The sequence below is a fragment of the Halopseudomonas oceani genome, from assembly GCF_963677335.1.
GTDB lineage: Bacteria > Pseudomonadota > Gammaproteobacteria > Pseudomonadales > Pseudomonadaceae > Halopseudomonas > Halopseudomonas oceani.
This window is the reverse complement of record NZ_OY781932.1, coordinates 162,858-177,839: the sequence shown is the minus strand read 5'-3', so window position 1 is coordinate 177,839 and position 14,982 is coordinate 162,858. Positions and strand designations below refer to the sequence as shown.

The 14,982-nt window shown below is 61.3% G+C and carries 13 protein-coding genes; 3 read left to right on the top strand and 10 right to left on the bottom strand.

Translation table 11 applies throughout. The annotated features are described in order from the left end of the window. Window positions 1-16: 16 nt before the first annotated feature. The 4 genes from ACKPCU_RS00765 to trxA all read right to left on the bottom strand — a co-directional run bounded on the left by ACKPCU_RS00765 (window position 17) and on the right by trxA (window position 4,422). Window positions 17-988: a 2Fe-2S iron-sulfur cluster-binding protein gene (locus ACKPCU_RS00765; protein ID WP_321349141.1), complete on the bottom strand. Its 972-nt coding sequence runs from the start codon at window positions 986-988 to the stop codon at window positions 17-19. Beyond that, complete coding sequence (gene ubiD, locus ACKPCU_RS00760) at window positions 988-2,454, bottom strand: 4-hydroxy-3-polyprenylbenzoate decarboxylase (protein WP_321349140.1); 1,467 nt, start codon at window positions 2,452-2,454, stop codon at window positions 988-990. The genes ACKPCU_RS00765 and ubiD overlap by 1 nt, the downstream gene beginning before the upstream one ends. Window positions 2,455-2,615: 161 nt before the next feature. Then, complete coding sequence (gene rho, locus ACKPCU_RS00755) at window positions 2,616-3,881, bottom strand: transcription termination factor Rho (RefSeq protein ID WP_088276203.1); 1,266 nt, start codon at window positions 3,879-3,881, stop codon at window positions 2,616-2,618. 214 nt (window positions 3,882-4,095) lie between these two features. Next, a complete protein-coding gene (gene trxA / locus ACKPCU_RS00750) occupies window positions 4,096-4,422 on the bottom strand; it encodes a thioredoxin TrxA (protein ID WP_104738045.1) in 327 nt (108 codons plus the stop codon). A 151-nt stretch (window positions 4,423-4,573) separates the two neighbouring features. Here trxA and ppx point away from each other — a divergent pair, with 151 nt between their 5' ends. Next, window positions 4,574-6,079, top strand: a complete 1,506-nt coding sequence (ppx, locus tag ACKPCU_RS00745; RefSeq protein WP_321349139.1) for an exopolyphosphatase — start codon at window positions 4,574-4,576, stop codon at window positions 6,077-6,079. On the opposite strand, the gene ppk1 is transcribed toward ppx, so the two are convergent. The 3 genes from ppk1 to ACKPCU_RS00730 form a co-directional block, all read right to left on the bottom strand. Then, window positions 6,058-8,274: a polyphosphate kinase 1 gene (ppk1, locus tag ACKPCU_RS00740; protein ID WP_104738047.1), complete on the bottom strand. Its 2,217-nt coding sequence runs from the start codon at window positions 8,272-8,274 to the stop codon at window positions 6,058-6,060. The two genes, ppx and ppk1, sit on opposite strands and share 22 nt — an antisense overlap. 16 nt (window positions 8,275-8,290) lie before the next feature. Continuing rightward, complete coding sequence (hemB, locus tag ACKPCU_RS00735; RefSeq protein WP_407651867.1) at window positions 8,291-9,253, bottom strand: porphobilinogen synthase; 963 nt, start codon at window positions 9,251-9,253, stop codon at window positions 8,291-8,293. 98 nt (window positions 9,254-9,351) lie between these two features. Beyond that, the gene (locus ACKPCU_RS00730; RefSeq protein ID WP_170063032.1) at window positions 9,352-10,584 is read right to left on the bottom strand and encodes a GGDEF domain-containing protein; all 1,233 of its coding nucleotides are present in this window, start codon (window positions 10,582-10,584) and stop codon (window positions 9,352-9,354) included. 247 nt (window positions 10,585-10,831) lie between these two features. On the opposite strand from ACKPCU_RS00730, the gene ACKPCU_RS00725 reads away from it, so the two are divergent. Continuing rightward, window positions 10,832-11,431 carry a DUF6436 domain-containing protein gene (locus ACKPCU_RS00725; protein WP_321349137.1) on the top strand — a complete coding sequence of 200 codons (600 nt, stop codon included), beginning with the start codon at window positions 10,832-10,834 and terminating at the stop codon, window positions 11,429-11,431. A 134-nt stretch (window positions 11,432-11,565) separates the two neighbouring features. On the opposite strand, the gene ACKPCU_RS00720 is transcribed toward ACKPCU_RS00725, so the two are convergent. Next, window positions 11,566-12,012, bottom strand: a complete 447-nt coding sequence (locus tag ACKPCU_RS00720; protein WP_104738051.1) for a YaiI/YqxD family protein — start codon at window positions 12,010-12,012, stop codon at window positions 11,566-11,568. Window positions 12,013-12,025: 13 nt separating this feature from the next. Then, on the bottom strand, window positions 12,026-13,939 hold the full coding sequence (locus tag ACKPCU_RS00715) for an ATP-binding cassette domain-containing protein (protein WP_104738052.1): 1,914 nt from the start codon (window positions 13,937-13,939) through the stop codon (window positions 12,026-12,028). Window positions 13,940-13,980: 41 nt separating this feature from the next. Here ACKPCU_RS00715 and ACKPCU_RS00710 point away from each other — a divergent pair, with 41 nt between their 5' ends. Continuing rightward, complete coding sequence (locus tag ACKPCU_RS00710) at window positions 13,981-14,460, top strand: TIGR02444 family protein (protein WP_321349136.1); 480 nt, start codon at window positions 13,981-13,983, stop codon at window positions 14,458-14,460. Here ACKPCU_RS00710 and ACKPCU_RS00705 read toward each other — a convergent pair. After that, on the bottom strand, window positions 14,444-14,962 hold the full coding sequence (locus ACKPCU_RS00705) for an AlgP family protein (RefSeq protein WP_321349135.1): 519 nt from the start codon (window positions 14,960-14,962) through the stop codon (window positions 14,444-14,446). The genes ACKPCU_RS00710 and ACKPCU_RS00705 overlap by 17 nt on opposite strands. Window positions 14,963-14,982: the final 20 nt, after the last annotated feature.

The window sequence follows — 14,982 nt, the reverse complement described above, 5'->3', positions numbered from 1 at the left end:
CTAGTCATGGTGTGGGCTACCGGGGTGCGTAGGCGAAGACGTCGGCTAGCATGCGATCAGCTGGCATGCCGGCAGCGACCAGTGCATCCAGTGTTGCGTAGACCATGCCAGGCGAGCCGCTGACAATAAAACGGTAGTCCGCTAGATCAGCGATATCCTCACAAACGGCCTGATGCAGCACACCCTGCCGCTCCGGCCAGTCAGGCTGGTCGCTGACCACCCGATGCAAGTACAGGTTAGACGCCTGTTGCCAGCTCTGCCAGTGCGGCGCCTCATACAGGTCGCTGCTGTGGCGAACGCCCCAGTACAGGTGGATCGGCTGAGCGAAGCCCTGTCGCAGGCATTGCTCAACGATGCTCTGCATTTGTGCCAGCCCGGTACCGGCGGCAATCAACACCAGCGGTTCATCTGGCAGCACCGGCAGACAGGCCTCACCGAACGGTGCCTGAATGCGCGCGATCTTGTGTTGCTGCAGGTAGTTGATGACGCCCTGGGTCACCGGGTCGCGGGTCAGGATATGCAGCTCAAGCATCCGGCCTTCATCAGGTGCAGACGCAATCGAGAATGCTGCGGGCTCCGCGCCATCGCGCTCCAGCAGCAGGTATTGGCCAGCGTAGTAACGCAGTGGCTTGCCGGCAGGGGTACGCAGGCGGACGCGCCAGACATCGCCGCCAATCGGAGTGCATTCGACGACCTGACAGGCCAGTTTGCGCACCGGTAGCTGCCCCGGGGCAAGAATGCCTTCCCAGTGCAGTGCACAGTCTTCCAGCGGCTCGGCCACGCAGGTGAAAATCTCTTCGCCCGGTCCGGCTTCGCGGTTGTCCGGCAGCTGTACGCGGCCATGCAGTAATACCGCCGCACAAACATGGCAGTTGCCGTTGCGGCAACTGCTGGGCGCATCAAAGCCCTGGCGGCGTGCTGCGTCGAGGATGGTTTCGCCTTGCTCGGTCTGCAGGTTGAGACCGCCCGGCTCCAGTGTCACTCTCATCAATCAATACCCAATTCTGCCCAGAGCGCATCGACACGCTGGCGAACCTGCGCGTCCTGCTCGATCGCAACGCCCCATTCTCGCGTGGTCTCGCCCGGCCACTTATTGGTCGCGTCCAGTCCCATTTTGCTGCCGAGACCTGAGACGGGCGAGGCGAAGTCGAGATAGTCGATGGGGGTGTTGTCGATCATCACCGTGTCGCGTTTGGGGTCCATTCGCGTGGTGATGGCCCAGATAATGTCGTTCCAGTCGCGAATGTTGATGTCGTCGTCGACCACGATCACATACTTGGTGTACATGAACTGGCGCAGGAAGCTCCAGACGCCGAGCATCACTCGCTTGGCATGGCCCGGATACTGCTTCTTCATCGATACCACCGCCATGCGATAGGAGCAGCCCTCGGGTGGTAGGTAGAAATCGGTGATCTCCGGGAATTGCTTCTGCAGCAGCGGGACGAACACCTCGTTCAGCGCTACGCCGAGTACGGCGGGTTCATCCGGCGGCCTACCCGTGTAGGTGCTGTGGTAGATCGGTTTTTCGCGCTGGGTGATACGCTCGACGGTAAACACCGGGAAGCGGTCAACTTCATTGTAGTAGCCGGTGTGGTCGCCGAATGGTCCTTCATCGGCCATCTCGCCCGGGTGGATAACCCCTTCGAGCACGATCTCGGCACTGGAAGGCACCTGCAGACTGGAACCACGACACTTGATCAGCTCGGTACGCTGCCCCCGAAGTAGGCCGGCAAAGGCGTATTCGGACAGGCTGTCGGGCACCGGGGTTACGGCACCGAGAATGGTGGCCGGGTCGGCGCCCAGTACCACAGCAACCGGGAAGGGTTCGCCCGGATGGGCGCGTTGCCATTCCTGAAAGTCGAGCGCACCGCCGCGATGGCTGAGCCAGCGCATGATCACCTTGTTGCGGCCAATGACCTGTTGGCGGTAGATGCCCAGGTTCTGTCGTTCTTTGTGCGGGCCGCGGGTGACTACCAGTCCCCAGGTGATCAGCGGCCCGGCGTCGCCAGGCCAGCAGGTTTGTACCGGAATGTGCCCGAGGTCGACATCGTCGCCTTCAAATACCTGGGCCTGACATGGCGCGTCCTTTACTACCTTGGGCGCCATATTGATGACTTTTTTGAAAATTGGCAGCTTTGACCAGGCGTCCTTCAGGCCTTTCGGCGGATCAGGCTCCTTGAGAAAGGCCAGCAGCTTGCCGATTTCGCGTAGTTCACTGATGCTCTCGGCGCCCATGCCCATGGCGACGCGCTCGGGTGTACCGAACAGGTTGCCAAGGACGGGCATGTCGAAACCGGTAGGTTTTTCAAACAGCAGGGCGGGGCCACCCTTGCGCAGAGTGCGGTCGCAGACTTCAGTCATCTCCAGCACGGGAGAAATGGGTGTCTGGATGCGCTTGAGTTCGCCGCGCTGTTCCAGGCCCTTGATGAAATCGCGTAGATCGGAATATTGCATCTAGCTTCAAGCCTCAAGCTGCAAGCGGCAAGCTGGACGAGGCATGCCGCTTGGGAGTTTGACCCGCCCGCCGAGTTGGCAGCGGGGCGGCGGGCCCAGCGCGAAGCGGCAAGCCCGCGCGGAAAACTTGCCGCTTGAGGCTTGCCGCTTGTGGCTGGGTTTTAGTTCTTGCTGCGCTTCATCGACAGGAAGAACTCGTCGTTGGTCTTGGTATCTTTCAGACGGTCCAGCAGGAACTCGATCGCGGCGATCTCGTCCATCGAATGCAGAATCTTGCGCAGAATCCACATGCGTTGCAGTTCGTCTTCGCTGGTCAGCAGTTCTTCGCGACGGGTGCCGGAACGGTTGATGTTGATCGCCGGGAAGGTGCGCTTCTCGGCAATCTTGCGATCCAGGTGGATCTCCATGTTGCCGGTACCCTTGAACTCCTCGTAGATCACTTCGTCCATTTTTGAGCCGGTATCGACCAGCGCGGTGGCGATGATGGTCAGGCTGCCGCCTTCTTCGATGTTGCGCGCGGCGCCAAAGAAGCGCTTGGGCTTTTCCAGAGCGTGGGCGTCGACACCACCGGTCAGTACCTTGCCGGAACTCGGGATCACCGTGTTGTAGGCACGGGCCAGACGGGTGATGGAGTCGAGCAGGATGATCACGTCTTTCTTGTGTTCAACCAGACGCTTGGCCTTCTCGATCACCATTTCGGCGACCTGAACGTGACGGGCTGGCGGCTCGTCGAAGGTAGAAGCGACCACTTCGCCGCGCACGGTGCGCTGCATCTCGGTTACTTCTTCCGGGCGCTCGTCGATCAGCAGAACGATCAGGTGGCACTCGGGGTTGTTGCGGGCGATGTTCGAAGCGATGTTTTGCAGCATCAGCGTCTTACCGGCCTTCGGCGGTGCAACCAGCAGGCCACGCTGGCCTTTGCCGATCGGCGCGCAGAGATCGATGATGCGGGCCATCAGGTCTTCGGTGGAACCGTTGCCGGCTTCCATGACCAGGCGCTCATCGGGGAACAGCGGGGTAAGGTTTTCGAACAGGATCTTGTTCTTGGTGTTTTCCGGCTTGTCGAAGTTGATCGAATCAACCTTCAGCAGGGCAAAGTAGCGTTCGCCGTCTTTCGGCGGGCGAATCTTGCCGGAAATGGTGTCACCGGTACGCAGGTTGAAACGGCGGATCTGGCTGGGCGAGACGTAGATGTCGTCCGGGCCGGCGAGATAGGACGAGTCAGCCGAGCGGAGGAAGCCGAAGCCGTCCTGCAGAATCTCCAGAACGCCATCACCGAGAATGTCTTCACCGCCTTTGGCGTGCTTTTTCAGGATGCCGAAGATCACATCCTGTTTTCGCGATCGGCCCATATTCTCGAGGCCCATCTGGTTGGCGATTTCCAACAGTTCGGTAATAGGTTTTTGTTTGAGGTCGGTCAGGTTCATAGGTTCGGAGAGTGATGTAAGAGTTTCGGCAGGAAAGGTTTGTTTCGGCCGCCACGGAACATGGGGCGATCAGCTTGGCTGCGGTGTGTGTTTGAGAAGCCGCTGCGCAGGGTGCGGTCAGGGCGTTGGAAGCCAAATCTAGCACCGCCTGCCGGTGACGTCCAGCATTGCGGTTGCAAAAAAAGCCCCGACGGCTGTGTCGGGGCTGGATATATCAGATGTTGCTGTCGAGGAAGGCTGCCAGTTGCGACTTGGACAGGGCGCCAACCTTGGTCGCCTCGACGTTGCCGTCCTTGAACAGCATCAGGGTCGGAATGCCGCGTACGCCGTACTTTGGTGCGGTTTCTGCGTTTTCGTCGATGTTCAGCTTGCAGATTTTCAGCTTGCCGCTGTAGTCCTTGGCTATCTCGTCCAGTACCGGTGCGATCATTTTGCAGGGACCACACCATTCTGCCCAGTAATCAACCAGAACAGGGGTATCGGACTTGAGCACTTCGTCTTCGAAGCTGCCGTCAGTGACATGCACAATCAGATCGCTCATGTGTTTCTCCAGAGGGATAAAAAGGCGGAATTGCCGAATCATAGCACCACCGGATGCGGCTGCGAAAGGCGATGATCAGTACCGTTGTGCAGGCAATTGTCATCGACCCGGTGCTAGAATCGGGGCAACTGAGACCTGACAGGAAGAGTGCATGGCAGACGCACAGCCGAATGATTTTTCGCTGGTAGCCGCAATTGATCTGGGCTCCAACAGCTTTCACATGGTGTTGGCACGGGTTGAGCAAGGGGAAATACGTATCCTCGAGCGGTTGGGCGAAAAGGTGCAGCTGGCCGCTGGGCTGGACGATGACAACATGCTCAGCGACGAGGCAATGCAACGAGGGCTCGACTGTTTGCGCCGGTTCGCGCAGTTGATCAACGGTCTGCCGCAGGGGGCGGTGCGGATCGTCGGTACCAACGCCCTGCGTGAGGCACGCAACCGCGGACAGTTCATTCGTCAGGTGCAGCAGGTGCTGGGCCACCGGGTTGAAGTGGTATCGGGCCGCGAAGAGGCGCGCCTGATTTACCTGGGGGTATCCCACACGCTGGCCGACGACGAAGGCAAGCGCCTGGTGGTCGACATTGGCGGTGGCAGCACCGAGTTCATCGTCGGTGAGCGCTTCGAGCCGCTGCTGCGGGAAAGCCTGAGCATCGGCTGTGTTGCTTTCACGCGCCAGTTTTTTCCTGATGGCAAGATCACGGCTGCGCGCTACAGCCAGGCCTACACTGCGGCCCGCCTGGAGCTGATGAACATCGAACAGGCTATTCAGCGCCTTGGCTGGAACGAGGCGATTGGCGCATCAGGAACCATTCGCGCGGTTGGCCAGTGCATTCAGGCCGGTGGCCGCGGTCAGGGCCAAGTAACCCGCGAAGGGTTGCAGTGGCTCAAGCGCAAGGTGCTGAAGGCCGCGCATGTCGACAAACTGGAGGTGCAAGGTCTCAAGTCGGATCGGCAGCCGATCCTGCCAGCCGGTCTCGCGATTCTCGAAGCGCTGTTTGATGCCCTTGGGGTCGAGACCATGCATCATTCCGAGGGCGCCTTGCGTGAGGGTGTGCTCTACGACCTGCTTGGTCGCTACAGCCATGAAGACGTGCGTGAGCGCACGCTGAGCGCGCTGATGGAGCGTTATCACGTCGATCTGGAGCAGGCCGCCCGGGTCGAGGCCAAGGCCCAGCGGCTGTTGCACAAGGTGGACGCTGCCTGGCAACTGGCTAACAGTAAGCAGGCCCCGCTGTTGACCTGGGCGGCGCGGGTCTACGAGATCGGGCTGGATATCGCCCACAGTCAGTACCACAAGCACGGTGCCTATCTCATCGAGCACTCTGACCTGCCCGGTTTCTCACGGCAGGATCAGCAGGCATTGGCGTTGCTGGTGCGCGGGCATCGGCGCAACATGCCGAGCGGCGACCGGCTGGCCGAGTTCGGTGATGAGGCGGTCAACCTGCTGCGGTTGTGCATGATCCTGCGGCTGGCGATTCTCTATCACCATATCCGTGGCTTTCAGGAAATGCCGGAAATGGCCGTCGAGGCCAGTCACGACGCATTGGTCGTGACCTTCCCCGGTGGCTGGCTTGAGCAGAACCCGCTGACCCAGGCTGACTTCGAGCGTGAAGCGCAGTACTGGGCCAAGGCGGGTTACAAGTTGACGGTCCGCTGAGACGAATTGGCCAGTTTCTCCAGCAGTGTTGCCTGGGCACTGCGGGGAATCTGGTTGCCGCTCGGTGAGCTCAGCACGTAGGAGCCATCGGGCTGCAGGATCCAGCTGCGGGTATTGTCGGTCAGAAACACCTGCAGTTCCTGTTTGGCGCGGGTGATCAACTTTTTGCCTTCAAGTGGGAAGCAGGTCTCGACGCGCTTGTCGAGGTTGCGCTCCATCATGTCCGCACTGGACATCCAGACCTGCTCCTGACCGTCGTTGAGGAAGTAATAGACCCGGCTATGTTCCAGGAAGCGACCGATGATCGAGCGCACGGTGATGTTGTGCGAGACGCCTGGAATGCCAGGGCGCAGGCAGCACATGCCGCGCACGATCAGGTCGACCTTCACCCCGCACTGGGAGGCCTTGTACAAGGCCTTGATGACCTTGGCATCGGTCAGCGAGTTGGCCTTGGCGATGATGTGCGCCGGCTTGCCGGCCTGGGCGTTGAGGGTTTCCCGGTTGATCAGCTCCAGCAGGCGCTTCTTGAGAGTGAAGGGGGCCTGCAACAGCTTCTTCATGCGCTGGGTCTTGCCCATGCCGATCAACTGGTTGAACAGCTTATGCACGTCTTCGGTCAGCGCCACGTCCGAGGTCAGGATGCTGTAGTCGGTGTACAGGCGGGCGTTGCCAGCATGGTAATTGCCGGTGCCCAGGTGTACATAGCGCTTCAGGTTCTTCTCTTCCCGGCGCAGGATCAGCATCATCTTGGCGTGGGTCTTGAAGCCGACCACGCCATAAATCACTACCGCCCCTGCCTGCTGCAAACGGCTCGCCAGCTGCAGGTTGGACTCCTCATCAAAGCGCGCCCGCAGTTCGATCACCACGGTCACTTCCTTGCCGTTGCGCGCTGCATCGACCAGCGCGTTAACGATTTCAGAGTTGGCGCCGGTGCGATACAGGGTCTGTTTGATCGCCAGCACGTTTGGATCCTGTGCCGCCTGCCGCAGCAGGTCGACGACCGGGGAAAATGACTCATAGGGGTGCTGCAGCAGAATGTCCTGCTTGCTGATGGCCTGAAACAGGTTGTCGGCACCCGATAGTACCCGCGGCAGGCCCGGGCTGAACGGCGGGAACTGCAGTTGCGGGTGATTTTCCAGGCCGGTGATGGAGAACAGCCGGGTCAGGTTGACCGGGCCGTTGACCTCGTACAGTTCCGCTTCGGTCAGACCGAATTGGCGCAGCAGAAAGTCAGTCAGCGGCTTCGGGCAGTTGTCGGCGACCTCGAGCCTTACCGCGTCGCCATAGCGGCGCGACAGCAGCTCGCCGCGCAGCGCACGGGCCAGGTCGTCGACTTCGTCCGGGTCCACGATCAGGTCGGCGTTGCGGGTCAGGCGGAACTGGTAGCAGCCGAGTACTTTCATGCCGGGGAACAGCTCGTCGGCATGAGCGTGGATCATTGACGACAGGAACACGAAGTTGTCGCCACCATCACACAGCTCGTCGGGTAGGCGAATCAGGCGCGGCAGCGAGCGTGGCGCGGGAATGATCGCCATGCCGGAGTCGCGACCGAAGGAGTCGATGCCGTCGAGCTGAACGATAAAGTTCAGGCTCTTGTTCACCAGCAGCGGGAAGGGGTGCGTCGGGTCCAGCCCAATCGGGCTGATGATCGGCGCGACCTGCTGGCGGAAGAAGCGGCGAATCCACAGGGTTTGCTTGTGCGTCCACTGATAGCGGCGCAGGAAGCGAATGCCCTTTTCGTTCAGTTGCGGCAGCAGAATATCGTTGAGGATGCTGTACTGGCGGCTGACCTGATAGTGTGCGGTTTCGCTGATCTTGCTCAGTACCTGTTGTGGCTGCAGTCCGTCCGGGCCGGTTTGCTCGCGGGCGAAGGTAATCTGCTTTTTCAGGCCGGCAACGCGGATTTCAAAAAACTCATCCAGGTTGCTGGAGAAGATCAGCAGGAACTTCAGGCGCTCAAGCAGCGGGTAGGACTCATCCAGCGCCTGCTCCAGCACGCGGATGTTGAACTGCAGTTGCGACAGTTCACGGTGAATGTAGAGCTCAGGCGCATTCAGGTCGGGTACCGGGGTAGCCTCGACGACCTTTTCGCTGACCTGTGCCGGACGGGTGACCAGATCGCTGCGGGGACTGCTTTCGGCAGGCGGTGCGATATCGTCCTTGGTGGTGTCTCGGGTGCTGTTGAGCTCTGACATGGTCTCCTCGATAGAACTACTGACGGCTGCGTAACTGACGGGCAGCGGTCTTGGCGAAATAGGTCAGGATGCCGTCGGCTCCTGCGCGCTTGAAGGCGGTCAGCGATTCCAGGATAACCGCTTCGCTGAGCCAGCCATTGTTGATGGCGGCGCAGTGCATGGCATATTCGCCGCTGACCTGGTAGACAAAGGTGGGCACCTTGAAGGTTTCTTTCACCCGGTACACCACATCCAAATAGGGCATGCCGGGCTTGACCATGACCATGTCCGCACCTTCAGACAGGTCCGTGGCGATTTCGTGCAGTGCCTCATTGCTGTTGGCCGGGTCCATCTGGTAGGTCGATTTGTTGCCCTTGCCAAGGTTGCCGGCCGAGCCTACCGCGTCGCGGAACGGGCCGTAGTAGGCGCTGGCGTACTTGGCGGAGTAGGCAAGAATCCGGGTGTGAATGTAACCCGAGGCTTCCAGCGCTTCACGCATGGCGCCAACCCGCCCGTCCATCATGTCGGACGGGGCAACGATGTCGGCACCGGCTTCGGCGTGCGAGAGGGTCTGCTTAACCAGCGCCTCGACCGTGACTTCGTTTATCACATAGCCGTTGTCGTCGATGATGCCGTCCTGCCCGTGGGTGGTGAACGGGTCGAGGGCAACATCGGTAATGACGCCCAGTTCCGGGAAGCGGGCTTTCAGGGCGCGCACTGCGCGCTGGGCCAGGCCTTCCGGGTTCCAGGCTTCGGCAGCATCCAGCGACTTTTTCTCCAGCGGCGTAACCGGGAACAGGGCAATGGCTGGAATGCCCAGCTCTACCAGTTCGGCAGCTTCCTCCAGCAGCAAATCGATCGATAGCCGTTCAATGCCCGGCATGGAGGCAATCGCTTCGCGTTGTTGCTCGCCTTCCAGGACAAAAACCGGGTAGATCAGGTCGTCCGTGGTCAGGGTGTGTTCACGCATCATGCGGCGGGAAAAATCATCCTTGCGCATGCGGCGTGGGCGGCTGAGGGGAAAAGGGCGCTGAACAGGGGAATTACTCACGGGGACTCCAGGGGGGTGCGGGTCGCAGTGCACCTGTCTGACTGACGTTATACGTCCAGATTGTGACGGAAATGTGACAGGAGGCGGAGGGCAACCAGCTCCTGGGCAGCATCGCCGGGAGCCTGGGCTTGCTCGACGCGGTTGCGCCCGAGCCCCTTGGCACAGTAGAGCGCGGCATCGGCAGCGCCGAGCAGCGTAGTGAAATCATAACCGTGATGCTCGGAACAGGCTACTCCGAGGCTGACGGTGATGTTGACGGTGTGCTTGTGTGTGGGCCACGCGGCATCGCTGATCGACTGCCGAATACGCTCTGCAACCTGGCTGGCGCTGAGGCTGTTCAGGCCCGGTAGCAGTAGCACGAACTCTTCGCCACCAAAGCGTCCGAGCAGGTCTCTGCTGCGCAGATGCAGGCGTGTCTGGTCGACCAGGTGGCAGAGCACCTCGTCACCGGTCTGATGCCCAAACTCGTCATTGATGCGTTTGAAATGGTCGGCGTCGAGCATGATTAGCGTAATCGGCTCGTTGCTTAGCCGGGTGCGGCACAGCATCAACTCGGCCTGTTGCTGCAGGCTGCGGCGGTTGAGCGCGCCGGTCAGCGGGTCCTGTTCCGACAGGGCACGGAGCCGGTCCAGATTACGGTAGTGGATCATCAAAATGAAGCCGCTAACCATGCCGATCTGGGCGGCTATGGCACCCAGTACGGTGATCAGCTGTAGCGGCCCGCCGAGCAGGTCGGCGGGTCCGTTCCAGCCGGCCAGTGATGCCGCCGGTCGGGCAACCAGGATGAGCCCGTAGGCAAGTGCAATGAGGCCACTGAACCAGCTCGCGGTGCGCATAGGCGCGCGTGTGGGTACCAGCAGCTCTGCGGCGCAGAGCAGGCAGAAGCCGCCGAGCACCAATGAACTGATGGCGTAGCGAACGGGCAGGTTGTCGACCTGATAGCGGAAAAACCAAAGTAGTAGCATGGTGACCAGCGCAGCAAACATGGGCATCCATTGCGGCTGCGAGAGGTCGCGGAAGTTGCGTAAGCCGAGCCAGACGACGCCCAAGCCCAGAGTCATCAGGCCGTTGGCGAGCACGATAGACAGGCTATGGGGGATGTGCCCCTGATTGATGTTCAGCAGCAAGCCAAGCATCACGGCGAGGTTGCCAAGCGTCCAGTAACGCATGCCATGCCGTGGTCCGACCTGCCAGCCTACCAGGCACAACAGCAGCGTGATTGCCAGGGTGACTACCGTCAGGGTGACGGTTAGTGTCTTGAGGTCCAGATCAGCCAGCATGTGCGCACTCATCCTCGGCCAGGGGCCGTCAACGCTGTTTCGTCCGTGACAGGTTGGTTTGCCCGCAGTCGGGGCAGTTGCAATCAAGCCGGCTACGATAAAACACGGTGCTATGAGAGCAAATGGCCAGCTGCCGAAGTTGTGTTCGGGTTTGCACAAATATCGCGCATACCAGAATGTCGCATAGCGCTGTGGTGGTGCAGCACTGTGGCACAATAGCGCCGATACTTGGCATGGTGAATTGTGAATGAATATCTGGCTGCGCAGGTCTCTCGTCGGTATGGCGTTGTTGCTATGGCTGGCGGGACTGGCCTGGGCCTATTGGTGGTTTGAGGGGCGTTACGTCAAGGCGTTTGAACGCCCGGCGTTCTTCCAGGCAGAGCAGGTTGCGCCGCCGTTCCCGATTGGTCAGGTGCAGGTAGTGCACGTGTGGCAGTCAAACTGTCCCTGCAGCGCAGGTCATGAGGCTTACGTAGACGAGATGACGGTTCGCTTCGCCGGGCAGGGGGTGCGTTTTGCCCGTTCAGGTCAGCAATCGGCGGAGGGTATGCCCTCCGGATTGAGCCAGTTGCCCTATTGGCCGATACCCGAGGCCTGGGCCGAATGGCCGGGCGCGCCCTCGATTGCCATTTGGGCCGCGGACGGCAGTTTGGCCTATGTTGGTCCTTACAGTGATGGCGCGCATTGCAGTGCTGACAGCAGTTTTGTCGAGCCGGTGGTTCAGGCTCTGCTGGCAGGGCGCAAGGTGGATGTTACCCGGCAGGATGTCGTTGCCTGTCTATGTGACCTGCCTTCACTGAAGGACACCGCTGAGGGTGTCCCGTTTCCCTCAACGGCTGAGCCTTGATGCAGCGTTAGCTGCACGCCGAGCGTGCATTGTTTACCGCTTTAACCAAGATTAGCGAGGCGGTCGAGCTGGATATGGTGTGCGCTCTGTTTTTGGTGTCCGACGGTGCACAGTTGCGCGCGAGCCCCTGAGTTTCAAAGGCGCGCGATCAGTCGGTCCAGTGCGTTGGCGAAGGCCTGTTTGTCTTTGTCGTTGTAGGGTGCTGGGCCACCGCGTCCGGCCAGTCCGGCACCGCGCAGCTCGTCCATCAGGTTGCGCACTGCCAGACGCTCGCCGATGCTGCCCTTGTCGTAGATCTGGCCGCGCGGGTTGATGGCGGTGACGCCGCGGTCTACCAGGCCAGCTGCCAGCGGCACGTCGGCGGTCACCACCAGGTCGCCTGGCCGTGAGTGTTCAATGATGTAATGGTCGGCAGCGTCGGCGCCGGCGGCTACTGTCACCTGGCGTATGCCGGGGCCCGGCGGCAGTTGCTGGGCACTGTTGGCAACCAGTACCAGCTCGACCTGCTTGCGTCGGGCTGCTTTGACGGTGACGTCGCGTACCGGTCTGGGGCAGGCGTCGGCGTCGATCCAGATGGTCATCTTGGCTCCTTGCTCAGCTATTGCCGAGTTCTTGTTGCAGCGCTTCCAGCTCTTCCTGAGCCAGTAGCCAGTCTTCTTCCAGCTGGGCAATCTGCTGGCGGTACTCGGTCTGCCGTGCCAGCAGCTCCTTCAGTTGGTCCTTGTTGGCGGCCTCGTACAGGCTGCTGTCAGCCAGTGTGTTCTCGACCTCGGCGTTCAGTTCGCTGACCTTGTTCAGCTCTTTCTCAAGTTTTTCCGCCGCTTTTTTCAGTGGTGCCAGCAGCTGGCGCTGTTCGGCGGCCGCCCGGCGCTGTGCCTTGGCGTCAACCTTGGGGGCGCTGGAAGCGGATTCAGGTGCGGCAGCGGCGGCTTGCTGTTGGCGGAACTGGGCTAGCCAGCGGGTGTAGCTGTCGAGATCCTGTTCGTAGCTGCGCACGCGGCCGTCGGCGACCAGCCACAGTTCGTCTGTGGTTTCGCGGATCAGTGCGCGGTCGTGGGACACCAGCAGCATGGCACCTTCGAAGGCCTGCAGGGCGACAGTCAGTGCGTGGCGCATTTCCATGTCGAGGTGGTTGGTTGGTTCGTCCAGCAACAGCAGATTTGGGCGTTGCCAGGCAATCAGCGCCAGTGCCAGCCGGGCCTTTTCGCCGCCGGAAAAATTCAGCACCGGTTCTTCGATGCGATCGCCCTTGAAGTCGAAACCACCGAGGAAGTTGCGCAGCACCTGCTCGCGCTCGTCCGGTGCCAGCCGTGCCAGATGCAGTAGTGGGCTGGCGGCCGGGTCGAGGCTGTCGAGCTGATGCTGGGCAAAATAGCCGATCGCCAGGTGCTCTCCGGTTTTCAGCTCACCACCAAGCAGTGGCAGGCTACCTGCCAGTGATTTGATCAGGGTCGATTTGCCGGCGCCGTTGGGGCCGAGCAGACCGATGCGCGCACCCGGTGCCAGCTGCAGCTTGACCTGTTCGAGAATGGCGTTGCCGTCGTAGCCGAGGCTGCCCTGATGCAGGTCGATCAGTGGTGTTGACTGGTTGCTGGCCTCGCGGAAGCTGAATGAGAACGGTGAGTCGATGTGCGCGGGGCTCAGTTCTTCCATCCGCTCAAGGGCTTTCAGACGGCTTTGTGCCTGCTTCGCCTTGCTGGCCTTGGCGCGGAAGCGGGCAATATAGCTCTGCATGTGCTCACGCTCGGCCTGCTGCTTCTCAAAGGCCGACTGCTGCTGTGCCAGGCGTTCTGCGCGGGTGCGCTCGAACTGGCTGAAACCGCCGCGGTAAAGATGCAGCGCGCGGTTTTCAAAGTGCACGATATGCTCGACCACCGCATCCAGAAAGTCGCGGTCGTGGGAGATCAGCAGCAGGGTGCCGGGGTAGTTACGCAGCCAGTCTTCCAGCCAGAGGATGGCATCGAGGTCGAGGTGGTTGGTTGGCTCGTCTAGCAGTAGCAGGTCGGATGGGCACATCAGCGCCTGGGCCAGGTTCAGGCGCATCCGCCAGCCACCGGAGAAGTCGCCGACCCGGCGGTTGCACTGCTCGCTAGTGAAACCAAGCCCCGCGAGCAGGGTGCGGGCACGGCTGTCGGCGCTGAAGCCGCCGTGACTTTCCAGTTCGGCGTATAGTGCGCCGAGTTGCTCGGCCTGCTCCAGGCGCTCGGCTTCGGCCAGCCGTCGCTGGATGTCACGCAGGCGCTGGTCACCGTCGAGGACATAGTCGACCGCATGGCGGTCCAGTGCGCTGACTTCCTGCTGCATGTGGGCAATGCGCCAGTCAGCCGGTACGCTGCAGCTGCCGGCGTCGGGTTCGATCTGGCCACGCAGCAGGGCAAACAGGCTGGATTTGCCGGCACCATTGGTCCCCAGCAAGCCGACTTTCTGGCCGGCGTGCAGGGTAAGGTTGGCGTGTTCAAGCAGTCGCAGGGGGCCGCGCTGCAGGGTAAGGGAGTCGATGCTGATCATGGGGCGGGAGTATATCAGCGCCAGAAGGCGGGAGAAGCATAATGCGTGAGACAACCTTCGGCTTGCCGCAATGGGCGCAATGGCTTTACGCCATGGACGGCGTAGCGCCGCTGCTGCTGGCGCTGCAGGACGAGTGCGACGAGGACGTGTTGCTGCTGCTGTTGGCCATCTGGTTGTGGCAGCAGCGGCGGGCGTTGCCGGCGTCCCGCTGGCAGGCTCTGCAGGCGGAGCAGGGCGCCTGGCGCGAGGCGGTCATTCTGCCGGCCCGCGAAGCCCGGCGCAGTCTCGCTGGTGATCCACAGTCGCAGGCGTTGTATCAGGTCGCGAAGCAGACGGAGATCGAGGCAGAGCTAAATCAATTGGCTCGCCTGGGGGCTTGGCTGGGCTGTAGCGAGTTGACTGCTGCCGATTTGTCGGCCTGTCTGGCAGGGGCCTGCGAAGGTGCGCTAAGCGGGCGTCGCGCCGAGCTGCTGGAGCAGCTGGCGCGACGCCTTGAGCAGGAGCTTAGTTCGCTTCTGTAGTGGGCTGCGAGTCGGCTTTCGTGGTCGCAGGCTTGCGCTTGGCCGGGGCCCGGCGGCTGCGCGGCTTGGCTGCCGGTTTGGGAGCGTCGCGTCGGTCGAGCGCCTGGCTGACCTGGGCGTCAATACGGTCAAGCCCCTTGGCCAGACGCAGCGTCTGGCGCACATCGGCTTCCAGCTTCTGGATGTAGTTCTCAGCATTGCTGCGAGCCTGCTTGAGATCAAGCAGGGCGGCCTGCAGGTCAGCGATCTTGCGACGGGTCTTGCCGCCACCTTTGCCGGGATCCTCAGCGGTGCGATCCGCCAGCTTGGCTTCGCTCTGCCTGAGTTTGTCCTCGAGCTTCTCCTGCTGGCGCTGGAGTTTCTCCAATGCCTTGCCGGCATCCTTGACCGCCTGCTCGCAGGCCTCGGTAAGGTGCTCGTTGAGGGTTCGGGTCAGCGTCTGCAGCAGGTGCAGCGGTGAGGAAACTTTGTCGGCGGCTTTTGGCTTGTCTGTGCTGGTCACGAGCAGATGTTCCTTATGCG

What these genes read in the sequence shown, in the direction of transcription:
- ACKPCU_RS00765 (WP_321349141.1), bottom strand. Translation starts at nt 988, where the DNA reads ATGAGAGTGACACTGGAGCCGGGCGGTCTCAACCTGCAGACCGAGCAA.
- ubiD (WP_321349140.1), bottom strand. Translation starts at nt 2,454, where the DNA reads ATGCAATATTCCGATCTACGCGATTTCATCAAGGGCCTGGAACAGCGC.
- rho (WP_088276203.1), bottom strand. Translation starts at nt 3,881, where the DNA reads ATGAACCTGACCGACCTCAAACAAAAACCTATTACCGAACTGTTGGAA.
- trxA (WP_104738045.1), bottom strand. Translation starts at nt 4,422, where the DNA reads ATGAGCGATCTGATTGTGCATGTCACTGACGGCAGCTTCGAAGACGAA.
- ppx (WP_321349139.1), top strand. Translation starts at nt 4,574, where the DNA reads ATGGCAGACGCACAGCCGAATGATTTTTCGCTGGTAGCCGCAATTGAT.
- ppk1 (WP_104738047.1), bottom strand. Translation starts at nt 8,274, where the DNA reads ATGTCAGAGCTCAACAGCACCCGAGACACCACCAAGGACGATATCGCA.
- hemB (WP_407651867.1), bottom strand. Translation starts at nt 9,253, where the DNA reads ATGCGCAAGGATGATTTTTCCCGCCGCATGATGCGTGAACACACCCTG.
- ACKPCU_RS00730 (WP_170063032.1), bottom strand. Translation starts at nt 10,584, where the DNA reads ATGCTGGCTGATCTGGACCTCAAGACACTAACCGTCACCCTGACGGTA.
- ACKPCU_RS00725 (WP_321349137.1), top strand. Translation starts at nt 10,832, where the DNA reads ATGAATATCTGGCTGCGCAGGTCTCTCGTCGGTATGGCGTTGTTGCTA.
- ACKPCU_RS00720 (WP_104738051.1), bottom strand. Translation starts at nt 12,012, where the DNA reads ATGACCATCTGGATCGACGCCGACGCCTGCCCCAGACCGGTACGCGAC.
- ACKPCU_RS00715 (WP_104738052.1), bottom strand. Translation starts at nt 13,939, where the DNA reads ATGATCAGCATCGACTCCCTTACCCTGCAGCGCGGCCCCCTGCGACTG.
- ACKPCU_RS00710 (WP_321349136.1), top strand. Translation starts at nt 13,981, where the DNA reads ATGCGTGAGACAACCTTCGGCTTGCCGCAATGGGCGCAATGGCTTTAC.